Annotated in this window: 11 protein-coding genes; 7 read left to right on the forward strand and 4 right to left on the reverse strand. The window is 62.5% G+C overall.

The features are described 5' to 3' along the window. Window positions 1-44: 44 nt before the first annotated feature. Together LF63_RS13200 and LF63_RS13205 are read right to left on the reverse strand one after the other, a co-directional pair. The gene (locus LF63_RS13200; RefSeq protein WP_043102529.1) at window positions 45-485 is read right to left on the reverse strand and encodes a GFA family protein; all 441 of its coding nucleotides are present in this window, start codon (window positions 483-485) and stop codon (window positions 45-47) included. Between the two features lie 69 nt (window positions 486-554). Next, the gene (locus LF63_RS13205; protein WP_043102531.1) at window positions 555-914 is read right to left on the reverse strand and encodes a VOC family protein; all 360 of its coding nucleotides are present in this window, start codon (window positions 912-914) and stop codon (window positions 555-557) included. Between the two features lie 478 nt (window positions 915-1,392). On the opposite strand from LF63_RS13205, the gene LF63_RS13210 reads away from it, so the two are divergent. From LF63_RS13210 to LF63_RS13220, 3 genes are read left to right on the forward strand one after another with little or no spacing between them, the layout of a single operon-like run. Continuing rightward, complete coding sequence (locus LF63_RS13210; RefSeq protein ID WP_043102532.1) at window positions 1,393-3,585, forward strand: alpha-L-rhamnosidase-related protein; 2,193 nt, start codon at window positions 1,393-1,395, stop codon at window positions 3,583-3,585. A gap of 3 nt (window positions 3,586-3,588) precedes the next feature. After that, window positions 3,589-5,049 carry an MFS transporter gene (locus LF63_RS13215; protein WP_043102535.1) on the forward strand — a complete coding sequence of 487 codons (1,461 nt, stop codon included), beginning with the start codon at window positions 3,589-3,591 and terminating at the stop codon, window positions 5,047-5,049. A 32-nt stretch (window positions 5,050-5,081) separates the two neighbouring features. Continuing rightward, complete coding sequence (locus LF63_RS13220) at window positions 5,082-6,794, forward strand: alpha-amylase family glycosyl hydrolase (RefSeq protein ID WP_043102537.1); 1,713 nt, start codon at window positions 5,082-5,084, stop codon at window positions 6,792-6,794. A 105-nt stretch (window positions 6,795-6,899) separates the two neighbouring features. Here the strand turns inward: LF63_RS13220 and LF63_RS13225 are convergent, their stop codons facing one another. Then, on the reverse strand, window positions 6,900-7,928 hold the full coding sequence (locus LF63_RS13225; RefSeq protein WP_043102538.1) for a LacI family DNA-binding transcriptional regulator: 1,029 nt from the start codon (window positions 7,926-7,928) through the stop codon (window positions 6,900-6,902). A gap of 639 nt (window positions 7,929-8,567) precedes the next feature. Between LF63_RS13225 and LF63_RS13230 the strand changes: the two genes are divergently transcribed. Together LF63_RS13230 and LF63_RS16330 are read left to right on the forward strand one after the other, a co-directional pair. After that, entirely contained in the window at window positions 8,568-8,891 is a 324-nt protein-coding gene (locus LF63_RS13230) for a YkgJ family cysteine cluster protein (RefSeq protein ID WP_043102540.1), read from the forward strand. 109 nt (window positions 8,892-9,000) lie between these two features. After that, on the forward strand, window positions 9,001-9,147 hold the full coding sequence (locus LF63_RS16330) for a hypothetical protein (protein WP_235205332.1): 147 nt from the start codon (window positions 9,001-9,003) through the stop codon (window positions 9,145-9,147). A gap of 298 nt (window positions 9,148-9,445) precedes the next feature. Here the strand turns inward: LF63_RS16330 and LF63_RS13240 are convergent, their stop codons facing one another. After that, window positions 9,446-9,778 carry a YegP family protein gene (locus LF63_RS13240; RefSeq protein ID WP_043102545.1) on the reverse strand — a complete coding sequence of 111 codons (333 nt, stop codon included), beginning with the start codon at window positions 9,776-9,778 and terminating at the stop codon, window positions 9,446-9,448. Between the two features lie 568 nt (window positions 9,779-10,346). On the opposite strand from LF63_RS13240, the gene LF63_RS13245 reads away from it, so the two are divergent. Further along, entirely contained in the window at window positions 10,347-11,888 is a 1,542-nt protein-coding gene (locus LF63_RS13245) for a site-specific integrase (protein WP_081945222.1), read from the forward strand. A 73-nt stretch (window positions 11,889-11,961) separates the two neighbouring features. Further along, on the forward strand, window positions 11,962-12,900 hold the full coding sequence (locus LF63_RS13250; RefSeq protein WP_043102548.1) for a hypothetical protein: 939 nt from the start codon (window positions 11,962-11,964) through the stop codon (window positions 12,898-12,900). Window positions 12,901-12,926: the final 26 nt, after the last annotated feature.

The raw sequence follows: 12,926 nt of genomic DNA on the forward strand, positions 1-12,926 counted from the left end.
GCATTCCGCCTAGGCTGTTCGGAAGAGCACCCGAGCGCCGGCATTCACGCCTGGTGCGCGCCGGTCTCCACCCACTCGACGTTCGCGATCCAGCGGGCCGAGCGACGCTCCAGGCGCACATCTTCCGTTTCGTCGCCAAGATGCGCGGACGTCATCTGGAGGCGCTCCGGGTCGACATCGACGAAGGTATGCACGTTGACCACGGCGTAGTCTCTCCCCTCGATCCGGCTGACCGCCACCGGCACCACGCCGCACTGCGCGCAGACCAGAAAATCCGCCGTCCGCGTGTCGAACGCGTAGCGCGAAACCCGGGCCGCATCGTGCACCGCGATGCGCAACACGGCCGCGGGATGCGAAGTCCACGCCGCACCATGCCGCGTACAGAACGAGCAGTCGCAGGCGCGTGCGGGAATCCGCACGGGCTCCGCTTCCCAATGCAGGGAAAAGCCGATGTTGCCGCAGTGACAACGTCCTTTCATCGCCATCGAGTCGATTCCCCTTCCCGCCCGGATGCGCGGACATGCCCGCTAGTGCGAAGCGTACGACCCATGCGCCTACGCCGCGGGCCACTGCCGGAACACGACGCAGACCGTGGTCGCATCCAGCACCGCGAACTCGCGCGCACCCCACGGCCGCAGCGTCACGCGGGGCACGTTCGGATGCAGCAACTGCGGCGCACGGCCGGAAATCTCCACATGCAACGCATCGATGTCGTCGGTCTCGATGGCCAGTTCGGGACGGTCCTTGGCCGCGTATTCCGGACTCTCGACAATATAGGCCTTGGCGCCGTCGCGCGCGACGACGGCCAGCGTGTCGTCGCGATGCAGCACCTCGAAACCGAGTCCGTCGACGAACAGGTCCAGCCCGTCCTGCAACCGGTCGTAGAACACCTTGGGGATGAGGTTCTTCATCATGGCGCAGCCCTCGTTCACCGACGATCAAAGGCGACGATACCCTCCGGTACGCCGAACGGCCAGAGCCGGCCCGTGCTCTGTGCACGACTCCCGTCACGGAATCGTCCGCATGCGGCTGCCTCACCAGCGAAGCCGAGGACAGACTCGATCACGAACGTTCTGTCGGCCGTCCGCATGGGGATTCTCACCGCGCCGGTTCCTTCGCAGCCATCGCGATGCGCCTGGGCACGGCCCGAGCGCTCGACGGCGCAAGGCGGCACATGCCGTTGCGTTATGAATACGTATGCATTCGCTGGCCCCCGTCCGGCCTGCGTGCCTACCATGCGGGACCCACCAAGATCCGACCGGGGTCCGCGCATGCAGCGGGCGGCCGCCGTAGAATCGGACGTTCCTGTAGCTGAAGTAGTTGGGAGGACGCGGCCATGACCCGCATGAGCAAGCGAGATGCGGCGCGTACGGCGCCGGTCGGGGGTGCGGCATGCTGAGCGTGCTGATGACGGCGGCGATGGCCGCGGGACAGGCGGCGACGCCGGTCTGGCACGACCGCGTGGACTGGATGCAGCGGCACGCGACCATGCAGACCGCGCCCGGCGGCGGCTACGTACTCAAGACCGATACCACCACGCGCACCATCGAACCGCAGGCCTACACCGTCGAGACGGCCAGCCCGCTGTTCGATGGCCTGTTCGCGATGGCGCAGTCGGACCTGAAGAAAATCTCGGTCGAGAACATCACCGACGGCGCCTTCGACCACGGCCAGCCGATTCCCTGCCACTGCCTGATCGCCGGCAAGAAATGGCCGTTCGTGTGGACGCGCGACCTGTCCTTCTCGATCGACCTGGGCCTGTGGCGCTTCGTGCCCGAGCGCGCGCGCAACTCACTGCTGTTCAAGCTCTCGCCGACGCGCGGCAAGGACGTGCCGCAGGGTCAGTACGTGATGCAGGACACCGGCTCGGGCGGCAGCTGGCCGATCAGCACCGACCGCGTGGTGTGGTTCCTGGGCGCGCGTCACCTGCTCGGCGACAAGGCATTCGCGGACCGCGTCTACACCGCGCTGAACGACACCATGAGCCAGGACCGCCTGTACGCCTATGACCCGGTCACCGGGCTGTACCGCGGCGAGACCTCGTTCCTCGACTGGCGCGAACAGACCTACCCCGACTGGACCCAGAACAACGTGGTGTTCATCGCGCAGTCGTTCGCGCTGTCCACCAACGTGCTGCACTACGAAGCGCTGCGCCTGGGCCAGCGGATGGCGGACGATCGTCATGACGCCAAGGCCGCCACGCGCTACCGCGACGAAGCCGATGCGCTGAAGAAGGCCATCAACCGCCACTTCTGGCGCGCCGACCGCGGCCTGTACATGAGCTACATCGGCGGCCGCGTGCACCCGGCCCCGTTCGACGCCTACGATCTGCTCGGCACCGACCTGGCCATCGTCAGCGGCATTGCCGGTCCCGAGCGCGCGCGCCAGGCGCTGGCCAACTACCCGACCTGGCCGGCCGGCAGCCCGGTAATCTGGCCCGAACGCCGCCACCAGCCGATCTACCACAACCGCGCCATCTGGCCGTTCGTCAGCGAGTACACGCTGCGCGCCGCGCGCCAAGTGGACGATCCGGCGCGCATCGCCCACGAGCTGCGCACGCAGATGCGCGGCGCGGCGCTGGAAGCGACCAACATGGAGAACTACTCGCTGCGCACCCAGTCGATCCACGTCGACGAGGGCAAGCTCAGCGGGCCGGTGGTCGATTCGCCGCGCCAGGAGTGGTCGGTCGCCGGCTACCTCGACATGGTGCTGCATGGCGTGTTCGGCCTGGAGAACGACAACGCCGTGCAGCCGAAGCTGCCCACGTCGCTGGCGCCGATGCTGTTCGGCGACCGCGACCGCATCACGCTGCACCTGGGCAAGCGCACGGTCACGCTGAAGCGTCCAGCCAAGCTCGATGGCAACCTGCTGGTCGCCGGCACCGTGCAGCGCAACGGCGACACCACGGTCGTGCAGCTGGTGGCGAAGACCGTCAAGGCCCCGCCGCTGCGCATGAACGCGCCGTTCTACCTGCCGGCGACGCCGGCCGCACCGAAGGTCGTCGCCCATGGCGCCACGTGGCGCGTGAGCACCACCGTGCCGGGCGTGCTGTACGTCAACGGCCGACGCCACGGCGCACTTCAGCATGCCACCGCGATCGCCAGGGTCGACGGTCTGCAATGCTTCAGCGTCACCGCGAAGGGTGCGGACGGTCTGGAATCGCTGCACAGCCCGGAAACCTGCGTGGGCGACATCGCCACGCTGGCCGGTCACTGGCCGCGCAGCTGGAAAGCGCCACGCAGCGGCACGTTCACGGCCTGGCTGCGCTACGACAACGATCACGGCCCGATCAACACCGGCGTCACCGCCGGCGTGAAACGCATGAAGATCTATTGCGGCAAGCTCGCGCCGCAAATCCGTCCGATCGTGCTGCCGCACAGCATCGCCGAGCAGAACTCGACCATGGTGCAGTTCCACGCCGTGGCCGGACAGTCCTGCAGCTTCGCGCTCGAACAGGGCTTCAACATGAGCAACCTGCAGCACTTCGTGCACTTCACCGGCGGTGAGGGCGGTGCAACCGGACCGCTCAACGAAGCGGATGTCGGCGAGCTGCACATCGCGCCGCTGCCGCAACAGGGGAACTAGAGCATGACGCGCAAACCCGAGCTGTCGTTCTGGCAGATCTTCAACATGTGTTTTGGATTTCTGGGCATCCAGTTCGGGTTCGCGCTGCAAAACGCCAACGTCAGCCGCATCTTCCAGACCCTCGGCGCGGACGTGAACGCGATTCCCGCGCTGTGGATCGCCGCGCCGCTGACGGGCCTGATCGTGCAACCGATCATCGGTCATTTCTCCGACCGCACCTGGAACCGCCTGGGCCGCCGCCGGCCGTACTTCCTGGCCGGCGCGGTGCTGGCGACGCTGGCGCTGATCGCCATGCCCAACGCGCCGATGTTGTGGGTGGCGGCGGGTCTGCTGTGGATCATGGACGCCTCGTTCAACATCTCGATGGAGCCGTTCCGCGCCTTCGTCGGCGATCAGTTGCCGACCAAGCAGCGGCCGCTCGGCTACTCGATGCAGAGCGTGTTCATCGGCGTCGGCGCGGTGGTGGCTTCGGTGCTGCCGTGGGTGCTGGCGCAGTTCGGCGTCGCCAACACGGCGCCCGCCGGGCACATCCCGGCCACCGTGCACATCGCCTTCTACGTCGGCGGCGCGGTGCTGCTGGGTGCGATCCTGTGGACCGTGCTGACCACCCGCGAATACCCGCCCGAGCAGCTGCAGGACTTCAGCGACGCCGTGCGCACGCCCGCGCCGGTGGACGCCTCGCGCGCCTGGATGCTCGGACTGGTGCTGCTGGTGCTTGGCCTGGCGCTTCCGTTCGTCATCTACTACGGAGCGCTGGAGAAGGAGCTGTACCTGCTGGCCGGCATGCTGATCGTGTTCGGCGGTCTGTTCGTCTGGCTCAGCCAGACCCGCAGCACCGGCATGACGCGTCAGGTGATGGGTGACCTCTATGGCATGCCCGACACCATGAAGAAACTGGCCTGGGTGCAGTTCTTCTCCTGGTTCGCGCTGTTCGCGATGTGGATTTACACCACGTCCGCCGTCACCGCCGTGCAGTACGGCACCACCGACACGCAGTCGGCGCTGTACAACCAGGGCGCAAACTGGGTCGGCGTGCTGTTCGGCGCCTACAACGGCTTCGCCGCGCTGGCCGCGCTGGTGATTCCGTGGGTGGCGCGCGCCATCGGCCTGCGCATGAGCCACCTGACCAATCTGGTACTGGGCGGCCTCGGCCTGATCTCGTTCCTGTTCATCCGCGATCCGCACTGGCTGCTGCTGTCGATGGTCGGCGTCGGCTTCGCCTGGGCGTCGATCCTGTCCCTGCCTTACGCCCTGCTGTCGGACAACCTTCCGACCGAGAAGATGGGCGTGTACATGGGCATCTTCAATTTCTTCATCGTCATCCCGCAGCTGCTGGCCGCGAGCGTGCTCGGCATCCTGCTGCGCGTGTTCTTCCACGGTCAGCCGATGTACGCGCTGGTGCTGGGCGGCGCCAGCCTGATCCTGGCCGGCCTGCTGACGCTGCGCGTGCGCGAACCGGGCTGACCGCCCACGAATCCATGCAGAGGGGAGCTGTCATGTCCATCCAGCGTCGTCTTTCCGCCAGCGGTCTTGCGCTGGCCTTGTGCCTCGCCGTCGGCGGCAGCGCATCCGCAGCCGCTCCGAACGCGCCGACCGACTTCGTCGGCACCACCCAGCCATTCGCCTCCAACGCGATCTACTTCGTGGTCACCGACCGCTTCGTCAACGGCGACCCGTCCAACGACCATCGTCACCAGGGCGGCGCGCATCCGAGCTTCGACATTCCGGTGCACGGTCCGAACGGTCAGACCGCGAACATCGGCTACCTCGGCGGCGACTTCAAGGGCGTGCTGGAAAACGCCGACTACATCCGCGACATGGGCTTCGGCGCGGTGTGGATCACGCCCATCGTCGACAACCCGGATCAGGCCTTCACCGGCGGTGACCCGGTGAAGTGGGGCAGCATCCTCACCGACCGCGGCAAGAGCGGCTACCACGGTTACTGGGGCATCAATTTCTACCGCGTCGACGAGCACCTGCCGAGCAAGCACCTCGACTACGCGCAGTTCACCCGCGGCATGCACGCCGCCGGCCTGAAGGTGGTGCAGGACATCGTGCTCAACCACGGCTCGCCCGCCTTCAGCATGCCGGTCAAGCAGCCGCAGTTCGGCCAGATCTTCGACGCCGACGGCAAGCTGATCGCCGACGAGGACAACCTGCCGCCGTGGAAGCTCGACCCGGTCAAGCACCCGCTGCAGCGCTTCTACAACGCCTGGCCGGACTTGGCGCAGCTGTCCAACAACGACGACCAGAATCCGGCGGTGCTGAAGTACTTCGTCGGTGCGTACCTGAAGTGGATCGGCGAGGGCGCGGACGCCTTCCGCATCGACACCATGAACCACATGTCCACGCGCTTCTGGGCGAAGTTCGCCGCGGCCATCCACGCCAGGCATCCGGGCTTCTTCATGTTCGGCGAAGCGTTCGACGCCAACGTCGACAACCTCGGCAAGTACACCTGGAAGAGCGGCGGCAGCATGAGCCTGCTGGACTTCCCGCTGAAGGACGCCATGCGCGACGTCTTCGAGCATCCGCACAGCGACTTCGGCAAGCTGCAGGCCGTGCTGTACCTGACCAACGGCCCGTATACGAACCCCTACCGCCTGGTCACGTTCTACGACAACCACGACATGAAACGTCTGGACGCCAGCGACGACGGCTTCATCGACGCCAACAATTTCCTGTTCACCACGCGCGGCATTCCGGCGATCTACTACGGCTCGGAGATCGGCTTCGAGCGCGGCAAGGGCGAGCACCAGGGCAACCGCAACTACTTCGGTCAGAAGCGCATCGACGCCGCGCCGCAGTCGCCGATCTACCAGCATCTGAAACGCATCGCGCAGCTGCGCGCACGCACGCCGGCCCTGCAGCGCGGGCTGATGCTGGTCGAACGCATGCATGGCGATCAGGCCGCGTTCTACCGTGTCCTGCAGCACGACGGCACCCACCAGATCGCGCTGGTGTTGCTGAACAAGGGCGATACGGACGCCGACTTCGCGATCCACCGCTACCTGCAGGGCGGCCACTGGAAAGCGGCGCTCGGCGGCGCCGATGTCGAGGTGCCCGCTGGCGGCACGCTGCACGCCAGCGTCCCGGCGCACGGCGCACGCGTCTACCTGCTGGACGCCATCGCCCGGCAGCCGGAACTGGTCGCCGAACTCACGCGCCTGATGACCGAACGCGGGCATCCGAGCGGCGTCTATACACATTGATTGCACCGCCGTCGCGACGCCTGCATCACGGCGTCGCGATCGGGTGCGTCCTCTTCCACGTAGAACAAGGGCGCGCAGATCGCCACCCATCGCGAAACCGCGGCCTCAACGCACGCTGGATTTGCGCACCACCAGTTTGATCGGAAGGATCGAAGTCTGCACCGGGTCGCCGTGAATCAGGTGCAGCAGGTTGTCGACCAGAATGCTGCCAGCTTCCTTGGTGTCCTGACGCACCGTCGTCAGCGGCGGATGCGCGAAGCTGGCGCTTGGCACGTCGTCGAAACCGGCCACCGCCACGTCCTCGGGCACGCGCAACCCGCGCTCGTCCATCGCGCGCATCGCGCCGATGGCAATCAGGTCGCTGGCGGCGAACACCGCGTCGAACTGCACGTTGCGATCCAGCAGCGCGGTCATCGCGGCGTGGCCGGACTCCTGCGTGCTCTCGGCATCGACCTGCAACTCCGGATCCACCTTCAGACCGGCGTCGGCCAACGCTTCAGCATAGCCGTGATGACGCTCGAAGAATTCCGGATAGTGCCGCGTCGCCTCGCCCAGAAACGCGATGCGCTTGCAGCCCTGCTCCAACAGGTGCTCGGCGACCGCGCGGCCGCCGCTGTAGTTATCGCAGCCGACCGAGGTATCGGGCTGATCCGGCAACACCGCGCCCCAGCGCACGAAGTGCGTGCCTTGCTCGACCAGCTTGCGGGCCTTGTCGCAGTAGGTCACGTAATCGCCGTAACCGAGCAGGATGATGCCATCGGCCTTCTTGCTGTCGGCGTAGTCCGCGTGCCAGTCGTCCGACGCCTGCTGGAACGAAATCAGCAAATCGTACCCACGCTGCGCGCAGGCGCGAGTGATCGAACCGAGCATCGACACGAAGAACGGATTGATGTGCGAATCGTCCGTGGTCGGGTCCTCGAAGAACAGCAGCGCCAGCGTCCCCGAATGCTGCGTGCGCAGATTCGAGGCGTTCTTGTCGACCTTGTAGTTCAGCTGCCGCGCCACCTCCTGCACCTTGCGCCGCGTCTCCTCGCTGACCAGCGGACTGTTGCGCAAGGCGCGCGACACCGTGGCCTGCGAAAAGCCGGTCAGATACGCGATATCGATGGAAGTGGGTTTCTTGCCAGTAGTCACGACACGATTCGGTGCAGCCAAGCCAGACCGCCGCCCGTGTCCCTGGGAACGGCCGGGGACAGTGTACTGGGTTCGGGGATGGAGGCTACAGATCGGGTGAGGCAACCGAACAACGTTTGATCGGATGTTTTGATGCGCCAAGCAATCGCCGATGCCGCACTCACCATTCGCGCTCGCCTGGGGACGAAGCACACTCCGGCACCGTAGCAAGCACTTACCTCTTGTCGCGATACCGCAAAGCCTGACCAGGCTCGGCCAGCTCCACGCCCGAGGGATATTCACGAAGTGGCGGAAAAGCAGCTGAAGCAATCACGTAGAGATCTTGCTCCCTGTAACACCTGCTGCACCACCGCACTGACCGCAATGATGTATGGTGGGAGAGCAAGCGCATTCGACACGACTTGCTTTGCGCGTTCCGCGCGGCCGTCTGCCGCCCGCCTCGCTCCCTCTCATGCCATACCGCGGGATCCTGTCCCCGGGAGCGACCATGCCCAGCATTTTCTCGTGCAGTTCGCACGTCTTCTCAGTCATGCGCGACTGCCGCCGGCCCGATCTCGGCCATCATCGTCCACGGCACGACTTTGTCAAACGCATGGCAACCTCCTGCAGGTTGCCGCTGTATCTGTCGGAGCTTTCCGCATGAGCGCGCGCAAGCCGCCCGCGCCGGGCAAGGCCCATTGCTCAGCCTGCGATGCGGTGTGTTGCCGCCTGACCGTGGTTCTTCAGGCGTCGGACCACATTCCGGACCATCTCACCACGCATACGGCCAACGGTCTTCATGTGATGGCCAAGGATCCGGAGGGCTGGTGCGTGGCGATGGACGGTGCCCGCATGAACTGCGGCATCTACGAAACGCGCCCGTCCGTCTGCCGGCGCTTTGTCATGAATGGCCCCTATTGCCGGGCCGTCCGCGCCGAACATGATGAACAACATGCGCAGGTCGCGTCCCTGACACCTGCCTGACGACTGGCTGTCAGAGGAACACAGGTACTCGCGCTCGACATCACCCTGATCCAAAGGGCGCCACAAGGGCACAGCCCAAGACTTTTTCACTCAACGCAGGAGTTCCGGATTGGCAAAGACCAACTACTCATACGAAAAGCGTCAACGCGAGATCGCGAAGAAGAAGCAAAAGGAAGAGAAACTGTCGAAGAAACGCGCTACACGCGAAAGCGACCGTCATGACGATGCGGGCCATCCTTCCGCAAGAAATCCGTAGGCGCGACGCCCTCTTCTGATTCGTGAAACCCGGGCCAGGGTCCATCTCGGACCGCATGAGGCGGGGCGAAGGTCATTCATCGAGCGGATTACGTACGCTCTCCCGGAATGCCAGGCCCATGACCAATAAAAAAGCCCCGCCGAAGCGGGGTCTTTTCATTGGCTGGGGGACTAGGATCTTTTGAGCCCAGCCCAACCCATTGATTCAATTGCCCTTGCGTGGATCAAACCTTGGAATTTGTGTGCCAAAGTTTGATCCAAGCCTAGCATGGGCGAAGTCGCCACCTGGACACGCGCGGTCAAGTCTTGTCGCGCACATCCTTGGTCGGTCCGTTCGTCTTGACCGACTCGATGCCGTTGTCGCGCGCCGAAGTCGATGAGTACATCTCACTGCGACCAATGGTGAGACCATTGGCTCCCTTCAGAACGAAGTACGGCTCTCCACGCGTGGAGGTCTTCTTTTCGTAACGCTCGTCCTTGGGACTGTTGGTCTGGACCGATTCGATGCCGTTCTCGGCACTGCTCTTGGCCGTGTAGCGCTCACTGGTCAGGATGATTTCGCCATTCCCGGCCTTGAGATTGAACATGAACTGCCCGTCTGAGCTCTTCTTAAGTTCGTAGAAACCTGCCATGTCTCCCTCCTCCCCAAAGTGGATGTGGCTTCCCGCTGAGGCCATGACCCCATGTCGGCACTGCCTGGACATCCGGTCGGCAACAGAGTGGGAAGCTCGTATCAGGATGAACCTGTTGAAGCTGGATGTCTGTAGGGGGATTCTGACGCTGGTCGCTGACCCTAGAAGCAGTAGTAGTGCGTTATGGGGAATAAATTTTCTGATTTCCCCATCAAGGGCTTACATCTCTTTTCAAGAGTGAGCTTAATACTATTGAATTTCCCTTGGCCCCTTCAAAGAAGAACTGGGACGAAAAAAGATGGGGGAAATTTCATATTTGCTCCGATTGATTGATGCACCCTGTCACAAATTTCAAACTTGTCAACAAACAATTTTTGAAATTAATTTCTCTAAATCGGATCAGACTTAACGACGAAAACCGCATGACTTAGCCATTTTTTCATGCGCAAAAACGGCATTTAGATCGCTGTAAAATTAGTGGTTCAAAAGCCCTTGACAGCGCCTTTTTATCAGTTAAACCGAGCGTCCACCGCTGCTTCGGGAGTGGTGATGAAATCAAGGACGCTCTATGTATTTACAACAACGATTAGAGGAGTCAGGGGCCTGCCCCGCACTCACCTACAACATCGACATTCCCAACCTTTGCAGCCTCTCGGCATCCGGCCCTGGCGCAGATGAATGGATGATGCAGGCCGTGAAACAGGTCGTCGAGTTGGTCAGCAAGCATGACATCACTCCAGCCGGCCCATTTTTTCTGCCTGGCGATGATGCCAACGGCAGATCCATCACGCTCAGGACGCCCCCACCGCCGCCACCCGCAATCAGTCATGCCGAGGTGTCAGCAATCCTTGGGGATGCACCTGAGTCCTGCGATACACCTCCGCCGCCCAAGGACACATCCCAACAGCTTGTCGATAGTGTCGTGCAGGGGCTGGCAACCTACTTGGGTCAAGCAGGCGGCGCGGAGAGCAAGCCCAAGAAGCTGGCCCCCATGCTGGCCCAGCACATCGAAAAGCACCTGGCCAACCTCAAACGTGGCGGAGTGTCCAAGGCCAGCATGGGGTCAGCACGCTTTGCGCTGGATCTACTTCTGGACCTGACAGGCGACAAACCCATCGTGGAAGTCACCACAGGGGATGTGGATGCCTTCCTCGATGTCCTGGCCGCCCTTCCCCCACGGGCTTTGAGCCGTCCTGAGTTCCAGCACATGCGCCTCAAGAACATCGTGGACAAAGCCAAGGCTCAAGGTGATGAGCCCATCTCGAAGGGCACCCAGCACAAATACATCCTGTATCTCAAAGCGTTCTTCCATTGGTGCATCGAGAGCGGCGACCTGGAAGCCGACCCAACCCGGCAGATTCAGTCTGAGCGTTACATCAGTCCAACGGGCTCATCCAAAGAAGCCTTCAGTCGAGCGGACTTGGACGCCCTGTTCTGCCCCAAGGCGATGGCCAAGCTCAAGCGACCGCAGTTCTACTGGGCACCCTTGATTGCGTTCTATACAGGGATGCGCGTGAACGAGATTGCTCAGCTCTATGTGGCCGACATCGACAGGGTGGGCAAAACGCCCTGCTTCAGCATCGCCCCCTATCGTGACGGCCAGCATCTGAAATCAGCCAACGCCGAACGCCACATGCCTATCCATCCCAAGTTGATTGAACTGGGTTTCATGGACTATGTGGCTGATGTGAAGGCCGCTGGCTGCAAGCACCTCTTCCCTGGCCTCAACTGGTCTGGCCCCGGGCCTGGTAGTTCCATCAGTGAGTGGTTTGGTCGATACCGCAAGAAGCAAGGCGTGTTGGGCGAGACCAAGACCTTCCATTGCTTCCGCCATAGCTTGGCAACGATGGCTGACCGCTCTGGGGTCTCAGAGACCGTCATCACCAAGATGTTGGGGCACAGCCGTGGGGCTTCAGTGGCCCGCAGACACTACATTCAGCGGGCTGATGTGAATGAATGCGCCGAGAACCTGGGCCGTATCGAGTTCCCCGAGTTGGTCTTGCAGCCCTACCAAAAGGGGCGCTTTGACACCTATCTCGCCCGCGCTGACAAGGCAGCTGAGAGGCGGCAGATGAAGCGGGAGAAACCCAAGAAGGAAAAGGCGGCGTAGAACGGACCCCACTCAGTGATTGCACAAACATCGACCCGCAGTAGCCTATGTTGTGTCAAACAGGGATATGAGCATGACCAAGAAAACCGAACTCAGCGAAGCCGCCAAGCACGACCGCAAGGCACTCAGAGACACTTATGAGACGGCCTACCAACTCTTTTTGGAAAACATGGAGACGGCCCCGACACCGAAGGACTGGCCGCTTCCGTATGCCATCGCCGAACGCGTTCAAGATGTCGAGTGGAGAACCGCGTTTATGGGCATGCAAGTCAATGAAGACACTTCTGAGCTCATCAATGAACTCAATCTCTGGCGCGAAAACCTTCTGCTCTTGTCCATATGGATTGGCATCTTGAAGGACAAGCCTGTTGATGATGACGAAGCTTGGTCCATTCAGCGGCACTTCGTGGACCCTCTCGCCTTTCATTGCTTGTTTCAGCCCAGCGCGACCCGAGATCGTTTTGGCCTCGTCGCCGAGACTGCGATGCATCAAGCGAACCTGACCGTCATAAACGATTACAAGGACCGGCTGGTGCAAGATGACGACATGGGCGGCAAGAAAAAACGCAACCGACATCTCACCCGTCCCGAACGTGAAAAGCAGCTCAAGAGCTTAGGGAAAGGCTGGAAGTCGTTTCCACCATTCAAGCAAGCCCTCGGAATGATCGACAACAAGGCTTATCGGGGTCAGACAGCCAACTTCCGTAACCGTGCCAGTCATGGCATTGCCCCGCGCTTTAGATTTGGACTCACAAACTTCATCACCCGCAGCATTGTTCCCGCAACCAAGATAGACATACAGCCCGATGGCACCGTTCTCGAAACCGAAATTCCGGGCAAGCTTGCTGTCAGTTACGGCTTCGGCGGCACGCCACCGCTTCGATTCGAAGACGTGTATGAGGCGAATATGCAGCAATACAGTGCCGCTGTTCGCACGTTTAGGGCATATGAGAAGTTGCTCGGAGAGATGATTGATGCCATGCCGAAATGCGCGCCTTCCGGCGACAATTGATTCTCACTGCGCGTGCTTATCTGATT

This window comes from Oleiagrimonas soli, assembly GCF_000761445.1.
Lineage (GTDB): Bacteria > Pseudomonadota > Gammaproteobacteria > Xanthomonadales > Rhodanobacteraceae > Oleiagrimonas > Oleiagrimonas soli.